Genomic DNA, 24,735 nt, shown 5'->3' with positions numbered 1-24,735 from the left:
GAAGAAAAACCATGGTAATTAGTCTACACACAACACAATCACCAGTCAGTCGTTCAGAACGAATGAAAATAAATGAGAACTGGCAGCGTATTATTGAAGGATTATCAAAATTACAACTGCAAATTAATATTTTAGCTGGTGGAGAAGAAGTGGATGAGTTAATTTTACGTATTAACCAGGCAATTGAGATGGTATCTACTGCTTTACAAGATACTGAAAAAGTAATTATTGAAGCAAATAAGGCTACTATGAATGCGCAAGAAGCCTCAGATAACGCTAATACTGCTGTACAAGTAATTAATGAGGCAATGGGTGAAGCTGGACAGCTAATGGCGAACTTAGATGCTTTAAAAGCCGAATTAGAGCAAATGAAATATAAATTGGAAACCCTATCCACGGAAGCTGAAGCAGCAACAATAAATGCCAATAATGCAGCACAAGTGGTCACTAATTTAACTGATGCTATAAGTGAGGCAATAACAGTAGCAAATAATGCGACTCAAGAAGCAAATAATGCAGCACAATTAATTGCTGGATGGGGAACTGCTTCAGTATGGAATGCAACAACTGAATATGTTAAAAACAATATTACAACTTACAATGGATCTACCTGGCAATCCCTAACAACTAATAAAAATTCAGTTCCTTCAGAATCAAATAAGGATTGGATATTACTTGCTCAACGGGGAGTGGATGGTACTGGTTCAGTTTCAATGGTAGCCGGCAAATCCCCCGATGCAGATGGCAATGTCCCTTTAACTTCTATTGATATTGGGGCTGAAACTCCTTCTGGAGCGCAAGAAAAAGCAAATAAGATTCAAGAATGGGTTCAGGCACATGGTTTAGGGACTAATCAACCAGAATTAATTTCATTACCAGATTCTTTATTAAATAAAATGGAGTCAGGATTTTGGAATGTTGAAAATAAACCGGGCTCAGTCTCACTTCCAAACGATATTGAAGATTTTCATGTTTATGTAGGCATGAAATCAGATGATCAAAGTGACAAAATCTATCAAACCTTTCTAGCCATTTCCCAGAAGACAGCTAAGACATACACAAGAGTAATTACGAATGATGGGCAGGTTAATAACCATTTAGATGATACAGGATGGATTGAAGGTGGAGAAGGCGGAACAGGTGGTGGCCTAAAATTAAATATAAATACTTACGACCTTCAGACAACTATGGATAATCAAAAAACATGGGATTTACCTAAAGAATTATATGATAAAAACAATGATGAAATTATTGTATTCCATAATGGCATTTACTTACCACCAATTTCATGGGATATTACAGGAAATGCAAGCAGCGGTTATGTCCTAACAATTCCCGATAATCCTATTGAAAAACAAATAGATAATAATGTTAGTATATTGATTTTTAAAAACGTACCTACTACTGGTGATGAACAATTTAGTGGGAGCTTACTAACTGATGGATCTGTAACAATGAATAAATTAAGTCAAGATGTTCAAGACACGATAAACAGTGCTAGTGAGAAGGTTGAAATAGTTGATAATTTATCTGGTGGAGGAAGTAACAAGGCTCTTTCAGCTGAAATGGGGAAAAATTTAAAAGCAATTGTTGATGAAAAGGTAGACAAGACAGAGCTAGATGTTTTAGAAACTGAAGTTAATGAACAATTGGACCAAATGAAACCTAAAGTTGATAACTCATGGCAAAAAGGTGTTTACAATGATACTAATATTACTAACTTGGGAGAATTTACAGCCAAGAGATTATTTCATATAAGTGCTAATAATTGGAATTCGACTACTAATTCTGAGATTACTTGGATTAGAATTCCTGTAGATAGATTTTCAGGCATCATAAAGGTTACGTATAGTTCCTTCTGGAATGTTGAAGATGCATCAGGTGGTGCGACAGTTGTTTATCAGATTGGTAGGTATAAGGACGCTGTTCAGTTAAATGATTTTATAATAGAAGAAATATCTCCTAATTTTGCTAGAAGTTATTATATAAGAGGGCTTAATCCAGTAGATGGTGGTTTGGATATAGGTGTTACAAAAGCACCTAAGGCAAATGGTGATTTGTTAATGAATGTAGAAATACAAGGCATTCCTAGTCCTGCAAAGAGTGTTTTCAAGATGCTTGAAGATGCTACTATACACTTTGCTGATTCAGGTTCATCTACAGGATACGGTTATCCATGGACACCTCAAAGCAGTCAAATACCTACTTATGATGCTATGGATAGATGGGATAATGTTTTAGATAGGTTCCCTCATCATTGTAAAGTTATAGATTCATGGAATAATGCAATTTTTAATGGGTACTATATGACTCAACCACAAATAGAAATGCCTAATCCTACTCATGCACCTGACACTACTTCATGGTGGATGGGTACTGTTACATCACATAATCAGTATTATATAGTGCAGAGCGCTAAGTGTGTGACAGATAACAGGGAATTTGAACGGCAATCTGGAACAGAAGGCTGGGGACCGTGGATTGAAACATCGCCTAGAAAACTTTTTCAATCTGTAAGTAATGGTAAAGCACAAGTAGCATCTGCCATTACTGGTAAAGGAGTTCAAACTGCTTCGGATGCTACATTTGAAACAATGGCTAATAATATTAATGCTATACCAACAGGCAATGGGGTTAAAACACATATTAGGACAATAACAATACCAGCAGTAAATGCAGGACAAACAACCTCTGTAAGTGTAACTACTCCATTTAAGCCAACAGATGCCATGATAAATTTAGACGGAAGGGTTTTACTAAATACAGTAGTCCAAGGAAATGGATGGGCGAATCGACATTCTGTTTCCGATGTTAGACTTGTAGATGCAGGTAATGGAAATTGGACTACATTCTTTGATATAAGGGGTGGTCAATTAGGAGCAGGGGAGCAAACCAATATGGTTATGTTAGTAAGTTATTAACAAGTGATAATAAAAAAGAAAGGAAGAATTTTGTGCAATTAGACAATCGTGTAATTTATAACAAACTAACAGGCACAGTCATCTATCAAACTGGAGAAGCTACAGGAGATGTAGTTCCGCATGAAACTGATGTACAGTTGGCTTATTTGGATATACCTTATGGTTCTTTGGATTATTCAAAATCGTATGTACAACGCATTGATGCAGAAGGAAAGCCGGTAATAAAAGAATATGCAAAAGAACTAACACCAGTAGAAATAGAAAATGCAAAACTAAAAGAAGATATTATTTTACTACAAGCTGATGCAGAAACAGGAGGGATTTTATAATGGTCAATCAAATTGTTGTACGTATTGCAGCAGAGCGTATTATGAACAGTGGTTTAAATCCAAAGACAGGTAAGGTTTATGTAATTGATGACGTTACTAATCCAGACTACCGAAAAGCTATTGAAGACTACATTTTAGAGCATTTTCAAGATGTGTAATAGTTCCATATTGTTCAGTAAACACTACTTATAATATAGTAGTGTTTTATTCTTATTAAGAAGGTGATTTTGTGTATAAAGGTAATCAAATTAGTTATGACAATTTAAATGAGAAGCTCAAGAAAAAAATATCCAAAGCTGATATTGAAATTGTTAATGATTTAACTACAGGTGGTATAGATAAAGTCTTATCAGCTGAACAAGGAAAAAAATTAGACAATATTGTAAATGAACATGTTGCTGAAATAAAACCTAAAGTTGATAATTCATGGCAAAAAGGTTTGTACAATGATACAGACATTATGAATTTAGGGCTAGCACATGCAAAACGTACATTTTTGGTTCGTCCGGAAGATTGGAAAGCATCGGCATTAAATATAGAGATGATGTCTATTGTTTTACCTATAATTAATTTTTCTGGCATTATTAAAGTCACTTATGCTGGTAGTTGGACATATACCAATACAGAAGGTGGCGCAGAAATTATTTACAATTATGCAAAAGCTAGCTCTACTCTAAGGACACATTCTAAAACAATTACTTCAATATCACCTTTGTTCGCTGAAAATTATTTAATTAGAGATTTAAACTATAATGAAAGTGTAGTAACTATACCAATTGTTCGTGTACCTCATGCTAGAAACTATTTAACTATAACTGTTGAGTTGTATATGTCACAATATACTGCTATGAACAATTTAAAAGACGCAACTTTAGTATTTGAAGATTTAGGTACGACTTGGATTAGTTATCCCTGGACACCCCAAACACCTACCTATTTAGCTACAAACACTTATAATCCTAGTTCAAGTATCATGAATTTAAGTGATAAAAGAGCTACTAGAGTATTTCCTCAAGTTAATTGGAAAGCTTCTGCTGGAACACCTGAATTATGGGAAAGTATTCTGGTAATGACTAAATCTGTATGGGGTATTCTGGAGTTAGATATAGCTGGTTACTCGTCAACTGCTGGAGGGGCAAAAATTATAGTGGAACTAGGAATAAATCTACCTTCCGATACTGCTTCACCATCTACTGAGTTTCGTAGAAAGTTAAAAGTGGTCACTTCAAGTACTGGGTTTACTGATAACTTTTTCGTAGAAGTTGAGCATAGAGCATCCGCAAGGTATCTTTTAATTAAGGTATATAAGAGAAACTATAATGACCCAATTACAATATCAGCAACATTTACATCTACAGTTAGTCCACAGACTGCTTTTGAATTTTTAAGAGGTTTTACAGATGGTGCATACTACACAAATATAGCAGGAGTAGACCCTACATTGCAGAAAGACTTTGATACACGAATAAGTGAAAATTTTACCTTGTTAAGTAGTTTTTTAAACAGAAAATAGCATCTGCTACTACTGAAAAGGGCGTTATAACAAGCGCAGATGCTAGTGGCGACGCAATGGTTGCAAACATTAGGGTTATACCTACAATTAAGAAATACGAGGGATCATTCTATGTTCCTAATCTTGCATCAAAACAAACAAGCCAGGGTTTTGTTTCACCTTTATTGGATTTTGAACCGAAATACACTTCATGCGAAGTCCGCACGACACAAAGATAGAATTAGCTTATATAGATATTCAGCTAGTTCGATTAAAAGAAAAATAACTTGGAATTAAAGAATTTGAAGCGATTCTGTAATGAGAAATATAGCACTAGTCAGAATAGGAGCAGAACGTATTATATTTAGTGGTCTTAATCCCAAAACCCATAAGACTTATGTGATTAATGGCATCACGAATCAGTTTAAAGACAAGCTATGTAAGATTACTTTTTAACAGCTATTAAGTGTGTTTAAACAATCTATATTATCTAATAACTTTTATAATATTGGGGGTAAATTTATACAAAAGAAGGTGATATTGTTTGCTCATTGTTACAAATGATACACAGGCCGAGCCTATACTAGAAACAAATTACGAAAAATTTGAAGAGTTGAATGGGGCATTGCGGATCTCATTTAGCTCTTTTTTACATGAAAGCAATCCAGGACATACCTTGCTAGATTTTGAAGCTATAATCGAAGATGAAGATGGTCATGAGTATGTTGTGAAAGAATTTAGTGGTGATACCTTTACCAAAAAAGCTACTGCGGTGCATATCTATTTTTCATTGGTGGATGATTTTAAGTATGAAATCCATGGTGGAACAAGGACGTTTAATGATTTTATGTCATTTGTTCTTGATGGAACCGGTTGGACTTTTATTAATGCAGATGTAGATGGTTATCAATTACTACCGAATTTTGGAGAAGCGAATCCAATTGTTTTAATCGAACAATTGTGTACAGCATTTAACTGTGAACGTCAATTATTACCTGGAAAAGTTATTCGTTTTTCTAAGAAAATTGGTAGAGATAATGACATACAATTTCGTTACCGTCATAATATTGAAACCTTATCATATAGCATCAATACTACAAATTTAAAGACACAAATTCGCGGATATGGTTCAGAGGGGATTGATGTTACTTATACTTCACCTTTAGCTAAATCACCAAGAATTGGTATACGTATTGCAGATCCTATTAATGACGAGAATATAGAATCTATTGAGGAAATGGCAACCCGTTTGGCAAGTGAATTACCTGCAGCACCTGAAACAAATATTAAGGTTAAAGTGACTTCAATAGATGGTGATGTGGGAGATATGGTTTGGCTTATACATGAGGAGCTTAACTTAGAATATCAAACACGTATTTTAAGTAAAAAGACTAAACGGGATTATAGTAATTCAGAGATTGAAGTTGGAAATACACAAGCCAAAAGTATTGTAGATGCCTTATTAAATCAACGTGCTACTATTAATGCTAACGATAAACGCTATCGTTCAAAATTTGAACAAACTAATGATCGAATTGATTTAGAGGTTGAAGAAATAGGTGCATCAATTGCTGCAATTAATATTCGCGCTGATAGTATCACTCAAAGCGTAACAGATATAAGTAACAATTTAAGTAGTCGTATTACTCAAACAGCTATTGAAATTCGAGGTGAAGTATCTGCACAGGTTACAACACTGAACAACAATATTCAAACAGTCCGCAATGATGTTTCTGTTGTTTCTCAAACAGCATCTCAAATACAGTCAACGGTGACTAGTCAACAAACTCAAATAAGCAGTCTTGGAAATAGGGTATATAATGCCGAAAGTAGTATTACACAACAAGCAAATCAAATTCAGTCAAAAGTAAGTGTAACGGATTTTACAGGAAATACAATTACGTCTTTAATCAATCAAACTGCAACGACGATTGGTATACAAGCATCAAAAATCAATCTTGTAGGGGCTGTTACTGTTCTGTCCGATATTACTGGGAATTTGGGAACAATAAATACAGGCACGTTAAATTCTGTAAATATTAACTCCGCATATATAAGAATAAATGAAGATGTTTATATCGGTAACACATTACAAATTGGACCAAGTTGGGCAGATACTTCACCTAAACTCATTAGATTTGGTAATGCTACAGGTGGTTATATTTCACATAGAGGAGATGTAATTGATTTAAGTGCAATGTTTGGGGTAACTATAAATGGAAATCCTGCATTAACTGGAAATAGGGAGGGAATGTCAATAGATTGGAATGGTAAAACAGGTACAAATGGTAGATTATATGTTCGAATTAATGGCATGGATCGAGGCTATATTAATTTTAATGGTTAAAAAATAACAAATAAGGATGATTATAAATGGATTATCAAGTACTATTAAACAACGGACAAACAATTAATTTAAAAAATGCAGAGTTTGATGCAACAGCTTTTACAGCAACACTAAATGATCAAAAAATTACTTTTGTTAATATTGGAGGAGCGATTATTAATAAGCATATTATTGTAAGTGTGTTACCAATGACAGCCGTACAAACAGAAACGCAGTCCTAGGACGAGCGTTATTTTTATTTAATAGGAAAGCCTTCCAGCGTTTTTCGCTTAGGAGGGCTTTTTCTTATGATCTACAAAAGGAAGTGATGTATTGGATAAATGGATAGCAACATGGAGTGGTTTTATGGGTACACTTATTTCTTATTCAGTAAATGGTTTAGGTATGGCTGTAACAGTTTTAATCGGATTTATGACAATTGATTATATCACTGGCATTTTATCTAGCATTGTTAATCATAATTTAAATAGTCGTATTGGTGTAAATGGTATTATACGAAAAATTTATTATTTGATGTTGGTGGGTTCAATTTATTTATTAGCTTTTGTGATACCAGGTATTGAATATGCAGGCGATGGAGCGGCAATAGCATTTTGTGTTTTAGAATTTATCTCAATAACAGAAAACGGTACGAAGATGGGGCTACCTACACCAAATTTTATAAAGAATATATTAGCAATTGTCAAAGATAAAACTGATGAGGAGGATAAAAAATGAGTATAAATATAACGTCAACATGCCGAGATTTAGCACAATTAATGCCAGTCGCACAATTAGCATGCCGACTTCTATTTCAAGAATGCTACAAGTCAGGCATTGATAATATTTTTATCACAGAAACATTCCGCTCACAGGAACGACAAAATTATTTATTTGCTCAAGGGCGAACTAGACCAGGAAATATTGTCACTTGGACACTTTCCAGCAATCATAGCAGTCGTTTAGCATGGGATATTGCGGTTGGTGCCCCACTATCTTTATACGATGTGACTACTCTCAATAAAGTTGGTGTTATTGCTCGCAAGCTTGGCATAACGTGGGGTGGTGATTGGACGGGGAGCATTGATCGACCCCATTTTGAAGTTAAAGCATCTTGGAAAATGCCCATAGGTTATCTATTAGAAGGACAAATAATTGTTCCTAGTAGTAGTAAAATGAAAGTTAAATTAATGGTAGATGAGAAGAAGGAGGCAAATAAAATGACACAAGCATGGAATCCTGCATCACCAACAATGCGCTCAGAATCAGAGAAATATCTAGCACAAGCTATTAAAGAAGGAATTATTCAAGAATCACATTTAAAAGATTTGCAAAACGGGATGATGACAACAGACCGCTTGTTAGGGCTTTATATTACAATCCAGCAGCGACGGGCGAATGAATGATAAAGACACCGCCAAAATGGTGGCGGTGTTCATTAAATGAATATTTACTGTAGGCATAAAAATGCTAATAATATCAGGCTATCTTTCGATGCTTATGCCTATGAATAAATAATCATGCTACTAATCTTTTTCTTTATCTGCTTTATTAAATTCGATTATAAAACTGTATCACGAGAGGAGATTTGTAACGGCTAGCTATTTATTGACTTTGATTTAACCAAAATGCGAAGAAAACTGTAGAACAATCGGAATTTTACAGCAATTAGATGAAAAAAATAGTATTAAATAAAAAAAGCAATCCACATTTTCTCGGTGGATTGCTTTTTATTCGACTAAAGTATGGAATACATAGCTTAATAAATAGCCTAGACAAACATAGATGATTAAGGATTTTAGTGTGACAGAACGAATATGATGCAAAATAAATTCAGATATACTAGTTGTGGCAATTAGGCCAATGGAAATCCCCATCAATAATCCTTGGGCTTTTTCAGATAAATCCCAATATTGACCAATCAATATGAAAATGCTGAAAAAAATAGAGAATACAATGAAATAAAGAAAAAGTCTCCATAGTCGTTCTCCCTGAGATAGTAGTGCTGTTGAAAGTGCAAAGCCCTCTGGTATGTGATGAAGAATAATAGATGCTGTAATGGTAATGCTTAATGCCGCATTTCCTAGTAAATTTCCCACGGTAAGACTAATGGGGATGGTGTGAATAATCATTGCGATTGCTAGTAGGGTGACAGAAGGGTTTTGTGAATGGGAAGAATGAAAGATAGTATCTAATATTCGGAAAATAAAGTAACCAATAAAAATGCCAAGGATCAGACCAAATGTTTGATATAGGTGAAAGGAAGATGGAACGATATCAAGTACTAGTAAGCCAACTAGAAATCCACCACATAATAATGATAAGCCCTGGGTTGTATGCTGGAAAAGCTTCGAGAACACCCAAGCAATTGCTCCTCCTATGCTAATACTAAAAAAAAGAAAACCACCAAGTACCATTGCACTCAACTGCAAAATTCTCCACCTCATCCCAAACTTTCAGCGTATTACAAAATATATGCAAGGTAGAAATGAATATGATAATCGTAAGTTTAAAAGAAAAAGAAACCAAATGGCGATGATTGAATACTACAATTTAATCAAGGAGAGAATATAGACGATTGCTTTAAGTAAACATTAAGGAGTTGCTTATATGAGGGCAGTAACCTACCAAGGTATTAAAGATATACAAGTAAAAAATGTAGAAGACCCTGTATTAAAAAAGAAAGATGATATTATAGTACGCATTACATCTACGGCTATATGTGGCTCAGATTTGCATATCTATAAGGGGGCAGTTCCAGCAGATAAAGATTATGTGATTGGACATGAGCCTATGGGGGTTGTAGAGGAAATTGGCTCTGAGGTGACGAGAGTAAAAAAAGGTGATCGTATCATTTTGCCCTTTAATGTATCCTGTGGTGATTGTTATTACTGCAAGAACGAAATGGAGAGTCAATGTGATTATTCCAACCCTAACCTCGAAGTGAATTCAGGAGGATATCTTGGATTTACAGAGCGATATGGCGATTATCCAGGGGGACAGGCAGAATATCTACATGTGCCATACGGAAACTTTATGCCCTTTGTCATTCCGGAGTCCTGTGAACTAGAGGATGAGGCACTATTATTTTTGTCAGATGTACTCCCCACAGCCTATTGGAGTGTTGAAAATGCAGGAGTGAAAAAAGGAGATACAGTTGTAGTGCTCGGCTGTGGTCCTGTTGGTTTAATGACACAAAAATTTGCTTGGATGAAGGGAGCTAAGCGTGTAATTGCTGTTGATTATATTAACTATCGTTTAGTTCATGCGAAGAAAATAAACAATGTCGAAATTATTAATTTAGAGGATTATGATGAAGTGGCCTTTTATATTCGAGAAATTACTAAGGGTGGAGCGGATATTGTCATTGATTGCGTAGGGATGGATGGGAAGAAGACACCTGTAGAGGCCATCGAACAAAAATTAAAGCTGCAAGGGGGAACTTTAAGTCCAATACGTATTGCAATGGATGCTGTTCGTAAATTTGGTACGATTCAAATCACTGGTGTTTATGGTTCTAAATACAATCAGTTTCCATTAGGGCATTTATTTGAAAGAAATATTTCTTTGAAGATGGGACAGGCTCCAGTTATACATTTAATGCCGCTGCTTTATGATAAAATAATGGCAGGAGAATTTGATCCAAGGGAGATTATTACACATAGGCTACCTCTTGAGGAAGCTAGTAAAGCCTATCAAATTTTCAATGATCGTGAGGATGAATGCATAAAAGTAATTCTTAAGCCATAAAAATAATGGGAAGGCCATTACGCTTTCCTTTTTTTACATAAAAAGGAATACCCTCAGTGAAGTAACACTGAGGATATTTTCATTAAAAGTGTATACCTGGTTTATCTATTAATTTACAACCTGTGCCATATTTTGCTTTTAGGGCACCCTTAAAGGCATTTTGTTCAAGCTCTGGAAATGCTTGCTGCCAAAGTTCAAAGACATTATGGCTAGTTGCAGTCCCTTCCTTTGTTAGGCGAACAATATGAAAGCCATACTCATCATTGCATCGAGCTAATGGACGATTTTCACGTACAGAAATAATTCGACCACTCTGTGTTATTTCATACAAGCCATCATATCCAGTAATCGTACGACTGACTTCATTGCAATCAGCCTTCTTTTCCTCTTTTGTTTCTTCCTTTTCTTCTTGTGCTGGGAGCTGATCCACAATAACAAAATCTTTATGGGAAGCTTTGTCGCTCATTGTTGCCATCACATTCATAATAGAACCTAGATAATGCATAGGTTTCTCTTTTTCTTCCTCAAAAACGAATATATTATAATCGGTTTTATTAATTTTTTTTATAATAATATTTCCTGTTGTAATAGTAAAACCGATAAATTTGTTTTTATTTAGTGCTTGTAATGCTTGCTGCTTCGTTAATATCATTATTAAATCTCCTAAAAAATCATTTTTTCTATTCTACCATAAATTTAATGTGAATGTTCTCGTAAATCAGTGGTGAGACGATGAAGCTTTTATAAAAAAACTGCACAAGAAAAGAAATGTTAGCTATCCTCTTAATTTTAATAATGGTAATATTAAGTAATGTTTGATTATATAGGTTCATTAGCCACATATGATATTTATTTTATTTTGTAGGGAGTGTTAGTAGTTTGATAAATGTATTAGGAGGCATTGGTTTATTTTTACTCGGGATGACCATGCTTACTAACGGTTTAAAGGAGCTTGCAGGGGATGCTCTTAAAAAATGGTTGAATCGATTTACAGGTGGAACAATTAGTTCAGTTCTTTCAGGTACTTTAATGACAATGATTGTGCAATCCTCTACTGCAACAACTCTGATTACGATTGGTTTTGTAAGTGCTGGGCTGTTGACCTTTATACAGTCAATTGGTGTTATTATTGGAGCAAATATAGGTAGCACAAGCACAGGATGGATTATTTCGCTTATTGGCTTCAAAATTAATATGCAGACCATGTCATTGCCTTTTATTGCACTCGGTGTCTTTGTGCAATTATTAGCACCACGTGATTTTAAAGCGATAGGCGGGCTTTTTACAGGTTTTGGCTTACTATTTTTAGGTATTGATGTATTACAGGGAGGAATGGCATCCGTTCAGGATAAAATTCCATTTGATTCTTTTCAGGCGGATTCTATAAGCGGTCAGCTTATTTTAATTGTGCTTGGTCTTGTCATGACGGTGATTATGCAGGCATCTAGTGCAGCAATTGCAGCTACTTTAACCGCCCTTTATGCAGGAGCTATTGATTTTGAACAGGCTGCCTATTTAGTAATCGGACAAAATATAGGAACCACTGCCACAGCCCTTTTTGCTGCAATTGGAGCGTCAACTGCTGCAAAACGGACAGCGATGACGCATGTACTGTTTAACGTGGCCACAGCCATTATTGTTACGATTGGTGCAACATTGATGTTTGCATTAACAAAAAATGTGACGACATTCATGAATGGTAGCTTTGATGAAACATTAGGAATTGCTGTTTTCCACACTTTATTTAGTGTCATTGGTGCCATTATTTTCGTGCCGTTTGTCCGACCGTTTGCGAGGGCAATTGAAAAAATGATACCAGAGAAAGGTAATCATTTAACGCGAAATCTGGATGATAGTGTGGCAAAAATTCCTGGGGTAGCTGTGGAGGTTTCCTTTAATACCCTTCAGGACATTACAAAGGAATTAACAACAGTAATTGTATCCCTTATTCGAAGTAAAAAGATGACAACAGAAGCTGAAAGTAAATTAAATCTGATTGATGATGCGATTGAAAAAACACGTCTGTTTATGGATGCTATCCAATCAACAGCCACGAAGGATCGTCATAAGCATATTTCACTATTACATGCACTTGATCACTTGCTTCGCTTGACTAAGGCATTACGAGAGCAAAATCCAAGCACCTTTCAGCTACAGTCCACTTTAACACAGAAATGGTTGGAGGTACTTGAGGAAGTTTTAGTGATAATTGATGAAGATGAACGCTTGCCAGAGATTTCTGTTCTATTAAAGGAAACATCATCAGAGATGGCAGCTGTACGACGAGATAAACGAAATGCCTATTTCGAGCATTCTGTTGAAAATGTCGTAGAGTTAGAGACAGCTGTTTCGAAAGTAGAAGCGCTTCTATGGATTGATCGTTTAGTCTATCACTATTGGCGCACAACTGCTCGTTTAGCAGAATACCAAACAGCAACGAAAAAAAACCGCCATACTGAAACGGAAAAGAACGTTGCTGCCACAGAATAGAAAAATTGCTCGACTCATGCTTTTGCAAAGAGGGCGAGCATTTTTTATTGCGATTAGTTAGTAAGAAAAGATGCTTAAGTTGTCAAGGCAATTGTTCCGGTAAATAGGAAAAGTCGCTCGGGTAGCCAAGACAATTGCTCAGCTGAGAGGAAAAACCGCTCAGTTGCCCGAGACCCCCGCTCGGCTAAGTGGAGAAATCGCTCGGTTGCCCGAGAACCTCGCTCGTCTGGGTGGAGAAATCGCTCGGTTGCCCAAGAATCCCGCTCGGTTGAAAGGAAGAATCGCTCGGTTGCCAGAGAACCTCGCTCGTCTGGGTGGAGAAATCGCTCGGTTGCCCAAGAATCCCGCTCGGTTGAAAGGAAGACTCGCTCGGTTGCCCGAGAACCTCGCTCGTCTGGGTGGAGAAATCGCTCGGTTGCCCAAGAATCCCGCTCGGTTAAAAGGAAGAATCGCTCGGTTGCCCGAGAATCTCGCTCGGCTAAGAGGAAGACTCGCTCGGTTGCCCAAGAATCCTGCTCGGCTAAGAGGAAGACTCACTCGGTTGCCCAAGAATCCCGCTCGGCTGAGAGGAAGACTCGCTCGGTTGCTCGAGACCCCCGCTCAGCTAAGTGGAGAAATCGCTCGGTTGCCCGAAAACCTCGCTCGGCTAAGTGGAGAAATCGCTCGGCTAAGAGGAAGACTCGCTCGGTTGCCCGAGAACCTCGCTCGGCTAAGAGGAAGACTCGCTCGGTTGCCCGAGAACCTCGCTCGGCTAAGAGGAAGACTCGCTCGGTTGCTCGAGAATCCCGATCAGCTGAGAGGAAGACTCGCTCGGTTGCTCGAGAATCCCGATCAGCTGAGAGGAAGACTCGCTCAGTTGGAAGAGAACCTCTCTCGTGGCATAAAAAGTAGGTAACCACTCTGTGAGGAAATCTGTTAAGCTAAACTGCAAAGATAGTATATGAACATACGCATTATTCAAAGGAGGTTTTTAGGATTCAACATGTATTTCATATGCAGTTAAAATGGTCAGAGGGAAGAAATGGGTTAGGGGAAATTGCTGCAGCTAATCTACACACGAGTATTTCTATTCCTCGGGAAATGAATGGGCCAGGTGTTGGGACAAATCCTGATGAAATGCTATTGGGTGCCGCAGCTACGTGTTATTTAATTACATTAGCTACTTTACTAGAAAATTCAAAGATAGAGGTGTTAGATCTATCTATGCAGGCTGAGGGGTTTGTCGATGTTACCAATGGTGTTTTTACCTATGAAAAAATTGTCCATAGGCCAAGTATGAGGGTACAGAACTGCTCTGAACGTGAGTTAAAAAGAATTTATCGCTTAGCCGAAAAGGCGGAACAGACGTGTATGATCAGCAAGGCATTGAAGGGTAATGTTCAAATTGAATGCTATGTCCAGATTTTGCAGGCTTAGGAATTCAAGACAAAAATAATGATGATCTACGATAAAAGGGTGGGGCTCTCGAGAAGATGTTAATTTTCTTGATAGCCTTCTTTTTTATATTACCTGACAAAAAAAGTTCTAGAAATCATCGCTATGAATATATAGAGTTAAGTGCTAAAAATGCAGTTGAATAGGCTGTCTCTAAGTTTGTTAAGAAAGGTGATTGATGTGCAATTAATTCGCATTAGAACTGATGATGAGCTTATGTGGTACAAAAATATGTGGGATGACATTTTAGCAAATGAAGGCAATGATAATCCATTTATTGAGTTTGTCTGGTTTTATAACTGGTGGCAAACTATGGGGCGAAGAGAGCGTGTGGAGCTTTATGCAGTCGAAAATGATGGTCAAATTATTGCCTTTTTTCCATTTACGATTCGACTTCGTTGGGGAATACGAATCTATTCATTTGCAGGCGAAAATAGCGCCAATTACTCTGGACTTGTAGCACAAAAAGAGTCCATGCTGTCTGCGACGACCTTTGTTTTTGATCAGCTTATAAAAAAGCATAAGCATCTACTATTTTCATTTCATGGTTTACTCGAAAGCAAGGTTTCTACGAAAATATTAGAGCAATATTTTGTAGAAAGGCAACTACCTCCAAGTATTTTTCGAGTAGTAACCCCGTATATTGACTTTCACGATATAGATTTCCATATCCATTTTCATCAATGTAGTAAAAAACACGATATGAATTATCGGGAAAGAATGCTACGAAATGTAGGATCTTTAATAAAGATAACCCCCTCTCAGGACGAGCTTTCGGAAATGTTTAAAATATTGGATAGACGATGGACTAAACGGTTAGATACAAGTGCTTATCGAAAAGGAAAAAAGCGAGATTTTTTAGAACGACTAATGCTTCTTAAAGGTGAATCCCTGCAAGTAAAAATAGACGCATTAGTCTTTGAAAATCAATGGATTGCCTTTACCTATGGAGTTTGCTGTCGTGGGCGATATGTGACGTATGCCCTTGCCTATGAGCCAATGTTTCAAATATTTGGAGCCAGTCGACTAGTGAATCAGGAGAATATTAAACGAGCCTTCTCTGAAAACTACCATTTGTTTGACATGGGTACAGGCTATGAACCATATAAGCTTGACTGGCGCTCTAACATTGACTTTACAAGACAAATGCTTGTCAGCAGTGGGACGAGGCGGGCAAAGATTTTGGCATTTATGTATACATTGAAAGCACAACTAAAGGAATATGTAACAAAGAATCAGCGCCTTGTTAAATGGAGCCGTGACACGTTAGAGCAATTACGATACTTAGTAAAGTATGGAAAAGTCAAAGATTGGCTAGAATATGGACAACTATTCGTAGAAAAGTTTATACGTTTTAAGCAAGTGAATATATATGAATTATCCCCATCAGAAAGTGTACCGCCACAACGACCTGTAGGAAATTTGTTTGAGAAAATGTCCACACAAGAGGCGATGCAGCTTAATCAGGAGGAAATCATTACTCTACTTTATAAGGGATATACCGTATATAAAGATTCCTTTGCAAAAACGATTCAGCCTGCGTTTGCCTTACATACGTCCAAGTTGTATGTAGATACATTGCAAATAATTGAGACTTTGCCAGAGCAGACTTATTTTTTAAGCTATGATGTTTATAAAAATATCGATATAATTACAGCTTTTTTTCAAAAAATCAAACCTACACAAACACTCTGGGTAACAGCAAACTTTTGGCAATGGCGTAAGCGGAAACGCTTGATGAAGCTAGGCTATAAACCTATTTCTCGAATGAAACATTTCAAATGTGTTCGTTTTCAGCGAACGCATGTAGAAAAAAACACAGAGAGTGGGGGCGATGTTCATTCTGTCCATTAAAAGTAAGCGATGGAATATCGCAATGCAGCATTTTTACTTTGTAGAAAAGCCAGCAAATGTTCGAAAATCAATGAAGGTAATTGGCTATACACATTCACTTGTTCCGAGTCGAAAGCTTGTGAAAAGTGAGACAGTTCATATCCATCTTACAGAAAGTGCACTGTCATTATATCTTGCATTATCAGAAAGTAACCGCAAAATACTTCGTCGTGCTCAAAAAGAAGCCTATCAAGTTTTTATTTATAAGGAGCCATCTGAAGAAAATTTACGAGCCTTTCAGCAGTTTTATAATAATTTTGCCAAAAGAAAAAAACTTGAATCCATTAGTAAATCTCAAATGGAAGCCATTATGCTGTTAAATAATCAGGGAGCTTTATGGTTGTCGGAGATTCGAAGCATTTGTGGACAAACTCTATGCTATAGGCTTGATATTGTACATGCTAAAAAAGCAATGTCCTATTATGTTGCCACTTGTCATTCTCAAATGACACTTGATCATTTAAAACGACCTATCCGTTATGCTAATCACTTCTTGATCTGGCATAATTTATTGCATTTAAAGGAGCAAGGATTTGTTTTATACGATATGGGGAGACTCATGGATGATCAAAATATTCGTGAATTTAAGTTAAGCTTTGGTGGACAAGTAGTCAATGTTTATTCGGGCTACATTGCTCATTCTAAAATTAGTGCACTTTTACTGGGCGTGCAAAAATGGAGGAAGTAGCAAACGAACTAAATCACGGGGGTCTCGTGATATCATTGGATTTGAAGTTAAATTGGAGTGCCCATGATACATTTAGATATGGGCGCTACAGCAAAAATATGAATGGTGTACGTCAGGCATTACCTAAAATTTTAGCGTTATTTGAACAATATGGCATTCATGCAACTTGGGCAACTGTTGGGTTATTATTTGCAGAGTCAAAAGCGGAAATGGCTCATTATTTAAGAGGGATCCCTGTGAAATATGACAATATGCGCTATGCGGCTCATATGCAGCTTGCCAAGGTTGGAGAAAATGAAGAACAAGATTTTTTACATTTTGGTAAATCCTTAATCGAGAGAATTAAAAGTACACCTCATCAGGAGATTGGAAGCCATACATTTTCTCATTTTTATTGTTTAGAAAAGGGTCAAACGGAAGCCGATTTTCGCTCCGATTTACATGCTACTGCAATGATTTGCGAGGAGTTGACTGGACCTATGAAGTCGATTGTCTTTCCACGGAATCAGATAAATAAAGCCTATTTTGGAGCATGTCGTGAAGTGGGATTGATATGCTATCGTGGGAATGAAAATCATCCAGTGTATAGCACTCAGAATACAGGCCACACAATAAGGGTCAAAAAATGGTTGGATAGTTATATGAATATAACAGGAAATCATTTGGTAACAATGGAGGAAATGCAAAAGGATACATTAATTAATGTTCACTCAAGTGCATTCTTAAGACCATATTGTGGCCCTTTACGTTTTTTAGAGGGCTTAAAAATGAAACGTATTAAAGAGGCCATGCATGAAGCTGCGACAACAAAGACATTTTATCACTTATGGTGGCATCCGCATAATTTTAGCAAGAAATTAGGGAAAAACTTAGCCATCCTTGAAGAAATCTTACAGTATTATCAAGAGCTATCTCAAAAATATAATTTTCAAAGTTATGCCATGTACGAGGTAGCAGAGCTTTGTCATCAATTATCTAAACAGAAAAAATAGCAAACTAGAAAATGCTCTAGTTTGCGTTTTTTTTTTATTTTAATAATAGAAGTTCTAGCCGCGGAGTGACAATTTTTAAAAAATAAAGGGAAAATACAGAAGTATGCCGAAAATGTAATTACTTATGATACTAAAACATATTGAAAAAGCTTGAAGTATTAATAGGGGGATAAAAGAATGACAGAAAGACAGCAGAGACCAATTTGGATTCAAAATATTTCGCAATTAGTGACACTTGCTAGTGAAAAAAAAGGGCGTATACGTGAGGAAATGAAAGAGTTAGGTATTATTGAAGGAGGAAGTGTCTGGATTGAAGATGGCGTTATTCATGATATAGGGACAACACGTGAAATGATTTTGAAGTATTTATCACGAGCAGAGGAAGCGGACATTGTAGATGCTACAGGAAAAATTGTAACGCCTGGTTTGATTGATCCACATACGCATGTTGTTTTTGGTGGCAGTCGAGAGCATGAATTTGAAATGCGTTTAGAAGGTGCCAGTTATATGGACATTATGAATGCTGGTGGCGGAATACATGCGACAACTAGAAAAATACGAGCACTGTCCGAAGAGCATATTTTCAATCAAACAACGAGACGATTAGATTTATTTTTACAGCATGGTGTGACGACGCTTGAAAGTAAAAGTGGCTATGGACTGGATTTGGACAATGAGCTAAAGCAATTACGCGTGATGCGAAAGTTGCATGAAAAACATCCAATAGATATTGTGCCAACCTTTATGGGTGCTCATGCTGTACCAGAGGAGTACCGGGGTAATCCAGAGTACTATATCAAACTTGTCATAGAGGAGATGATTCCTGCAGTTGTGGAGGAAGATTTAGCTAAATTTATCGATGTCTTTTGTGAGGTTGATGTGTTTACCCCTGAGCAATCAGAGCGTATTTTAGTGGCAGGTAAGAACAAGGGACTTATTCCGAAAATCCATGCTGATGAAATTGCAGAAAATCAAGGAGCATTTGTAGCAGCAAAGGTAGGAGCAATCTCAGCTGATCATTTATTGAAAGTATCGGATGAGGGGATTCAAGCGCTTGCAAATTCAGGTGTCATAGCATGTTTATTACCAACAACAGCATTATATCTTGGCGAAAAGCCAGCCCGTGCAAGAGATTTAATTGACGCAGGTGTGCCTGTAGCTATTTCTACGGATTGCAATCCTGGGTCATCTCCTACTATTTCAATGCCGCTTGTGATGAACCTAGCATGCATTATGATGAAAATGACACCTGCGGAAACTCTGTGTGCTGCGACATATAATGCTGCTTGTGCTCTTCAAATTGAAGACCGAGTGGGTTCTATTGAAGTGGGAAAACAAGCAGATTTAGTACTATGGGATGTACATAATCACCAAAAAATACATTATATTTTTGGAGTCAATCATGTGAAAAAAGTTTGGAAAAAAGGTGTAAAGGTGGTCGGTTAATATGTTTATTCAACCTGAATGTCAATGGAAGCAGGAAAAAGGCTCAGCTATGCATCAATGGATTAAGCAAAAGGAGAATCCGCATCCGAATGACGTAGATATTATCATATATGGAGCTTTATTATCGTATGCAAGTGATCCCTCGAAAAAGGCCCAATACCCAACAGCATTTAGAAAGGTATGGCCAAGCTTTCAATCCTATAATTTAGATGAGCAAGTCGATTTACGTTCATTGGCAGTTGTAGATGTCGGAGATGTAGCCATTCAACCAACAGATAGAATGCTTTCTGAATCGGCTATCGAGGCAGCAGCAGAAAATTTAAGTACAGCCTATACAAAAAGCTTTACCTGTCTTCTAGGTGGAGATCATACTGTTACAGGTTGCTCGCTCAGAGGAATTAAGAATGCATTCCCACAGGAACGAATTGGCATTATTCAAATTGATACACATTTGGATGCTCGTAATCAAGAGGAAATTGGCTTAGCGATGGATTCCCCAATCCAGAAGTTGATAGCTGCAGGCACTGTAGAGGGGAGACATATCTATAATGTCGGATTACATGGTTTTTTTAATTCACCTGAAATGATTCAATATGCAAAAGAGCAAGGTATTCATATGATTACGTTAAAGCAAATGCGTCGTGATGGCATTCAGCTAACAATTCGTGAAATGCTACGTCAGCTGATGTATCAGGTAGATCGTATTTATGTATCCGTCGATTTAGATGCGTTAGATATTACGTTCGCACCAGATGTCCCAGCAGCAACGCCAGGAGGATTAACAGCCTATGAATTATTTGATATTTTAAAGCTCATTGGTGAAAATGAAGGTGTTCGTCATATTGACTTTATTTACGCAGATCCAAAGGAAGGCGACCTACGTTCAGTAACAGTAAAGATGGGCGTAACCGCATTTCTACAATGGCTAACAGGTATTAAATTGGATCATCGTAATCGTCTAACAACAAAAACGAAAGCCTTGATTAGGTAGTGATATGATGAATTATTTACAATAAAATTTTAATCAAGCCTAGCATTAATCTCTCAGAGGATGTCACAGATTTCATTGAGCTAATCCAGATACAATAATTACGCTGGAGCATAATTGATAATAGTTTGCTATAATAGAACAATGTTAATAATTAAGTGATGGATAAATACAATCATTGTATTGTTATAGAGGGGACTATTTATAATGACAACGAAACCAAAATTACTGATAGTTGATGGCATGGCTCTTTTATTCCGTTCATTCTTTGCCTCGGCTGCAATGGGGCATTATATTCGTCTTGCAGATGGTACACCGACTAATGGTGCCCAAGGATTTGTGCGTCATGTACTAACCGCACAATCTATTATGCGACCAACGCATCTTGCTGTTTGTTGGGATATGGGCGCACATACATTTCGCAATGAGTTATTTGATGGCTATAAGGCTAATCGACCAGCACCACCAGATGAAATGCTACCACAATTTGATATGGCGAAAAATTTATCCCAACAAATCGGCTGGAAAAATTTCGGTGTTAAAGGGATGGAGGCTGACGATTTAATTGGCTCAATGATTACGAAATGGCAGGATGAGGCTGACATTACCGTAATTAGTGGGGATAAGGATTTACTGCAGCTTTTAAGACCATCAACAGAAATTGCTTTTACGAAAAAAGGCTATACCGAGTATGACATATATACAGATGCACGCTTTAAAGAGGAGTATGGCATTGAGCCAATTCAATTTGCACAGGTTAAGGCATTTATGGGGGATACGAGTGATGGGTACCCAGGCGTTAAAGGCATTGGACCAAAGCAGGCACTTACACTTATTCAAACATATGGCTCCATTGAAAATGTGCTGACATCATTAGATGAATTAAAGCCAGGTCAACGGACGAAAATTCAAGAAAATGTAGACATGCTAAAGCTATCACACGAGCTTGCAACAATTCAAACAAATATACCAATTGATGCAGAATTCTCTCATCTCATAGTACCAAGCTATGAGCCGCAATTGTTTAAAGAAATTGAGGAACGTGGTTTTACACTAATAGCCAAGCAGGCACGTTCATTGTATACACTAATTTAAAAAACACCATGGTTATCAAACGCAGAGTATAGAATTATGCTCTGCTTTTTTTAATGAAAATTTTTGTAACCTTTTACGAATCTCAAACGAATTATAGATGAATAAGTAAAGGAGGGGAAAGGTTGGTTGATTCGAATAACTTGGAATCAAGAATCGTTGAAATTTACAATTTGTATTATTTAGACGTGTACAGATTTCTTGTTTGTTTTTCGGGAAATCAAAATGATGCGGAGGATTTAACGCAAGAAGTATTTATTCGGGTGTTAAAAAGCTTAACAAATTTTAATGGCAAGTATAATTTAAAAACATGGATTTTTTCAATCGCAAAACATGTTGCAGTTGATCATTATCGAAAAAAACGGTTTGTCTCTTTATTTAAAGATGTTTTTTTAATCAATTGTCCTCGAATGAAAAGAAGCCAGATGAGGTATTTGAAGTAACGGAATTAAAGCGATGTATCCATGAGGCCATTGCAAAATTAAAACCTAATTACAGAGCGGTAATGATTCTTCGAGGCATTTCTGAATGCTCTATTAAAGAAACCTCCGATATTCTACAATGTAGTGAAGCTAAAGTGAAAGTAGATTATCACAGAGCTTTAAAAGAGTTGAAAAGAAAACTGAATATTGATATAGAGGGGGTTTTGACAAATGCAAAATGATAAAGAGATATTTGATCTGTTAAAAGATATGTACCCTCAGCATCCAAGCAAAAAATTTGTTGCTTTGACTGAAAACACACTTAGACAACAAGCGCGAAGTATGAATAAAAAAAGAATAATAACAAGATTCTCTGTTATGACAAGTGTTTTTTTAGTTTGTTCATTTATTTTTTCTTGGTTAATTTTATCTAGCGAAGATAGCAAGGTTTCAATAAATGGTTATGGAGCAGCATCGTCTAATGCAATAGACGAAAAAGAGCCTGTAGTATATATTTATCATTCACATAATACAGAATCATTTATTCCAGAACTTCAAACAGAAAAACCTAATCAGATGTTTAGTCATACTAAAAATGTAACATTGGTTGGAAAAGAGTTAAGTAAAGCATTGAAAAAATTTCAAATTAAAGCAATTCATGACGAAACAGATATAGCTGGAATCTTAAAACGAAAAGGCTTACCATTTTCAGATTCGTATAAAGTATCAAGGGAAAATTTACAACAAGCATTAGCTGAACATAATAGTATACGTATGATTTTTGATATACATCGAGATTCTCTGAAAAGACAGGATTCAACGATTGAAATTAAAGGGGAAAATTATGCAAGAATTCAATTTACCGTATCAAAAACAAGCGAAAACTATGAAGTGAACAAAAAATTTGCAACACAGCTTCATAAGCAACTGGAGGAACTATATCCAGGACTTTCGAGGGGGGTAGAAGAAAAGGAAGTAACTCCTGAAAATACTTATAATCAAGAGCTTCATGATAATTCTATTTTATTAAATATTGGAAGTATAGAAAATACGCTGGAAGAGACGTATAGAACAACTGATATTTTTGCCCAAGTTGTAAAAAATTATCTTGAGGGGAGGAATTAAGAGCATATCTAAACAAAGCAGGCAAGCTAGCTCAAAAAATAGGCGTGATTTTTATAAAGCTCAATACTTTCTCATTATCCTTAAATAAGGCTGTTCGGATTTTACTTTCGCGATTAGGCCCACCATTATCGTGGAAAATTAACAACAGCTCATCATCTCGTATTTCATAGCCAATAAGAGGTACCCAGTGATAGGCAAAGGCGGATTTTTTATCTCGCCAATTCAGGCTGAAATAGCGATCAAAGCGTATGGCTACAGGACGGCCCGCATCAATTTCCTGTAGTGCCTCCTTTAATGAACAATTACGGATATCCCATGTTGGATGGAGACGACGAAGATTACGAATGAGGCGCCATTTAAATAACCCAATCTTCGTACCACCCAGGAGTTTATAAAGCGCATTTATCGGAGGAGCTGACTCGTCTAAATAGTTTAAAATTACATGTACAGTTGTAGGTCCACAGGCAGAATTTCGATAGTTTGGCGAAATGCTTGCATCGTATTGTGATTTTCCATGTAAGGATAGTTGTTGGCGCATCATTTTCTCCTTTGTAACAAGAGCCACATTTCAAAAGAAATGTAGCTCTTGTAATATTTTGTGTCTGTTTCCTTGCGGCTTTTGCTTTCCAGACAATTATACAATTTTTAGTCCAGCTAATTATTGCTGTGAAGATAAGAAATCTGTAACTTGTGGCTGACGCTTCGCTTTCGCCACAGATCAGTAGCTCTTTTATGTCAATTATACAATTTTTAGCCAGTTAATTATTGCTGTGTAGATAAGAAATCCGTTACTTGCTGAGGTGTTTTTGCATTAGCACTATGTAAGTGTGCTAATTTTTCACCGTTTTGGAAAATTAGTAAGCTTGGAATACCCATAACATCATATTTGTCAGCAATTTCTGGTAGCTCATCACGGTTCAGCTCGTACCAATCATATTGGCTGTATTCTTCAATAATTGGATCGATGAACATATTCATACGTGTACAATCAGGGCACCAGCCAGCATAGAACTTCACAAGTACCTTTTGGTCACCAGAGATCAGTTCATTAAATTGTTCAGCAGTAGTAATTGTTTTCATTAGTATTTCACTCTCCTTGCTTTCCATTCTACACATTTTTCACGTATCCTGAAAGTTTTCTGTTTGGGATAATTGATAGCTACTTACTGTCCTATTTTTGCTCGTAAAAAACAAAAAAAGTTGTATATTGCAAAAATAAATGAAGAAAAAAGATTGCTAAATTAGACAAAATAATCTACACTAAAAACAGAAAAAGTAGTTTTATCTTCATTTAGTATTGATAATCGCTGAACGAAGATAGGCCTTAGTTGTATGTCACAGATGTTA

24 protein-coding genes are annotated in these 24,735 nt (G+C 36.6%); 20 read left to right on the top strand and 4 right to left on the bottom strand.

All coding sequences use genetic code 11. The features are described 5' to 3' along the window. Positions 1-11 precede the first annotated feature (11 nt). The 8 genes from AC2CGN_RS17315 (at position 12) to AC2CGN_RS17280 (ending at position 8,474) form a co-directional block, all read left to right on the top strand. On the top strand, positions 12-2,921 hold the full coding sequence (locus tag AC2CGN_RS17315) for a hypothetical protein (RefSeq protein ID WP_484515161.1): 2,910 nt from the start codon (positions 12-14) through the stop codon (positions 2,919-2,921). A 32-nt stretch (positions 2,922-2,953) separates the two neighbouring features. Beyond that, a complete protein-coding gene (locus tag AC2CGN_RS17310) occupies positions 2,954-3,250 on the top strand; it encodes a hypothetical protein (RefSeq protein ID WP_484515159.1) in 297 nt (98 codons plus the stop codon). Next, a complete protein-coding gene (locus tag AC2CGN_RS17305) occupies positions 3,250-3,408 on the top strand; it encodes a hypothetical protein (protein WP_484515157.1) in 159 nt (52 codons plus the stop codon). The genes AC2CGN_RS17310 and AC2CGN_RS17305 overlap by 1 nt, the downstream gene beginning before the upstream one ends. Positions 3,409-3,479: 71 nt before the next feature. Next, the gene (locus AC2CGN_RS17300) at positions 3,480-4,763 is read left to right on the top strand and encodes a hypothetical protein (RefSeq protein WP_484515156.1); all 1,284 of its coding nucleotides are present in this window, start codon (positions 3,480-3,482) and stop codon (positions 4,761-4,763) included. 523 nt (positions 4,764-5,286) lie between these two features. Beyond that, the gene (locus tag AC2CGN_RS17295) at positions 5,287-7,089 is read left to right on the top strand and encodes a phage tail protein (protein ID WP_484515154.1); all 1,803 of its coding nucleotides are present in this window, start codon (positions 5,287-5,289) and stop codon (positions 7,087-7,089) included. 26 nt (positions 7,090-7,115) lie between these two features. After that, a complete protein-coding gene (locus tag AC2CGN_RS17290) occupies positions 7,116-7,310 on the top strand; it encodes a hypothetical protein (RefSeq protein ID WP_484515152.1) in 195 nt (64 codons plus the stop codon). 91 nt (positions 7,311-7,401) lie between these two features. Next, positions 7,402-7,806 carry a phage holin family protein gene (locus AC2CGN_RS17285; protein WP_283869405.1) on the top strand — a complete coding sequence of 135 codons (405 nt, stop codon included), beginning with the start codon at positions 7,402-7,404 and terminating at the stop codon, positions 7,804-7,806. After that, positions 7,803-8,474 carry a M15 family metallopeptidase gene (locus tag AC2CGN_RS17280; RefSeq protein ID WP_484515150.1) on the top strand — a complete coding sequence of 224 codons (672 nt, stop codon included), beginning with the start codon at positions 7,803-7,805 and terminating at the stop codon, positions 8,472-8,474. The genes AC2CGN_RS17285 and AC2CGN_RS17280 overlap by 4 nt, the downstream gene beginning before the upstream one ends. Positions 8,475-8,798: 324 nt before the next feature. Here the strand turns inward: AC2CGN_RS17280 and AC2CGN_RS17275 are convergent, their stop codons facing one another. Further along, positions 8,799-9,500: a ZIP family metal transporter gene (locus AC2CGN_RS17275; RefSeq protein WP_429986004.1), complete on the bottom strand. Its 702-nt coding sequence runs from the start codon at positions 9,498-9,500 to the stop codon at positions 8,799-8,801. Positions 9,501-9,678: 178 nt separating this feature from the next. On the opposite strand from AC2CGN_RS17275, the gene AC2CGN_RS17270 reads away from it, so the two are divergent. Further along, positions 9,679-10,818, top strand: coding sequence for a zinc-dependent alcohol dehydrogenase (locus tag AC2CGN_RS17270; protein ID WP_484515148.1), 1,140 nt, complete (start codon positions 9,679-9,681; stop codon positions 10,816-10,818). Positions 10,819-10,900: 82 nt separating this feature from the next. Here the strand turns inward: AC2CGN_RS17270 and AC2CGN_RS17265 are convergent, their stop codons facing one another. Then, a complete protein-coding gene (locus tag AC2CGN_RS17265) occupies positions 10,901-11,470 on the bottom strand; it encodes an NUMOD4 domain-containing protein (RefSeq protein WP_429989642.1) in 570 nt (189 codons plus the stop codon). A 227-nt stretch (positions 11,471-11,697) separates the two neighbouring features. Between AC2CGN_RS17265 and AC2CGN_RS17260 the strand changes: the two genes are divergently transcribed. From AC2CGN_RS17260 to spoIIP, 11 genes are all read left to right on the top strand, one after another. Beyond that, positions 11,698-13,308, top strand: a complete 1,611-nt coding sequence (locus tag AC2CGN_RS17260; RefSeq protein WP_484515146.1) for a Na/Pi cotransporter family protein — start codon at positions 11,698-11,700, stop codon at positions 13,306-13,308. Positions 13,309-14,301: 993 nt separating this feature from the next. Continuing rightward, a complete protein-coding gene (locus tag AC2CGN_RS17255; RefSeq protein ID WP_429989644.1) occupies positions 14,302-14,724 on the top strand; it encodes an SACOL1771 family peroxiredoxin in 423 nt (140 codons plus the stop codon). 198 nt (positions 14,725-14,922) lie between these two features. Further along, on the top strand, positions 14,923-16,596 hold the full coding sequence (locus AC2CGN_RS17250; protein ID WP_484515144.1) for a GNAT family N-acetyltransferase: 1,674 nt from the start codon (positions 14,923-14,925) through the stop codon (positions 16,594-16,596). After that, complete coding sequence (locus AC2CGN_RS17245; protein WP_429982896.1) at positions 16,577-17,323, top strand: hypothetical protein; 747 nt, start codon at positions 16,577-16,579, stop codon at positions 17,321-17,323. Before AC2CGN_RS17250 ends, AC2CGN_RS17245 begins: the two co-directional genes overlap by 20 nt. 41 nt (positions 17,324-17,364) lie before the next feature. Further along, positions 17,365-18,315 (top strand): polysaccharide deacetylase family protein, encoded by a 951-nt coding sequence (locus tag AC2CGN_RS17240; protein WP_484515142.1) that lies wholly within the window; start codon positions 17,365-17,367, stop codon positions 18,313-18,315. A gap of 177 nt (positions 18,316-18,492) precedes the next feature. Continuing rightward, positions 18,493-19,761 (top strand): imidazolonepropionase, encoded by a 1,269-nt coding sequence (hutI, locus tag AC2CGN_RS17235; protein WP_484515140.1) that lies wholly within the window; start codon positions 18,493-18,495, stop codon positions 19,759-19,761. 1 nt (position 19,762) lies between these two features. After that, positions 19,763-20,752: an agmatinase family protein gene (locus AC2CGN_RS17230; protein WP_484515138.1), complete on the top strand. Its 990-nt coding sequence runs from the start codon at positions 19,763-19,765 to the stop codon at positions 20,750-20,752. 204 nt (positions 20,753-20,956) lie between these two features. Continuing rightward, entirely contained in the window at positions 20,957-21,844 is an 888-nt protein-coding gene (locus AC2CGN_RS17225) for a 5'-3' exonuclease (RefSeq protein ID WP_429982893.1), read from the top strand. A gap of 185 nt (positions 21,845-22,029) precedes the next feature. After that, positions 22,030-22,284 (top strand): RNA polymerase sigma factor, encoded by a 255-nt coding sequence (locus AC2CGN_RS17220; RefSeq protein ID WP_484515209.1) that lies wholly within the window; start codon positions 22,030-22,032, stop codon positions 22,282-22,284. Continuing rightward, on the top strand, positions 22,242-22,505 hold the full coding sequence (locus tag AC2CGN_RS17215) for an RNA polymerase sigma factor (RefSeq protein ID WP_484515136.1): 264 nt from the start codon (positions 22,242-22,244) through the stop codon (positions 22,503-22,505). Before AC2CGN_RS17220 ends, AC2CGN_RS17215 begins: the two co-directional genes overlap by 43 nt. Next, the gene (spoIIP, locus tag AC2CGN_RS17210) at positions 22,495-23,388 is read left to right on the top strand and encodes a stage II sporulation protein P (RefSeq protein ID WP_429987920.1); all 894 of its coding nucleotides are present in this window, start codon (positions 22,495-22,497) and stop codon (positions 23,386-23,388) included. The genes AC2CGN_RS17215 and spoIIP overlap by 11 nt, the downstream gene beginning before the upstream one ends. A gap of 31 nt (positions 23,389-23,419) precedes the next feature. On the opposite strand, the gene AC2CGN_RS17205 is transcribed toward spoIIP, so the two are convergent. Beyond that, complete coding sequence (locus AC2CGN_RS17205; RefSeq protein ID WP_429987918.1) at positions 23,420-23,926, bottom strand: C39 family peptidase; 507 nt, start codon at positions 23,924-23,926, stop codon at positions 23,420-23,422. Positions 23,927-24,150: 224 nt separating this feature from the next. Further along, complete coding sequence (locus AC2CGN_RS17200; protein ID WP_283869390.1) at positions 24,151-24,468, bottom strand: thioredoxin family protein; 318 nt, start codon at positions 24,466-24,468, stop codon at positions 24,151-24,153. Positions 24,469-24,735 lie beyond the last annotated feature (267 nt).

The organism is Lysinibacillus sp. DFXJR4 (assembly GCF_057196045.1).
This window is presented reverse-complemented; position numbering and strand designations above follow the sequence as displayed.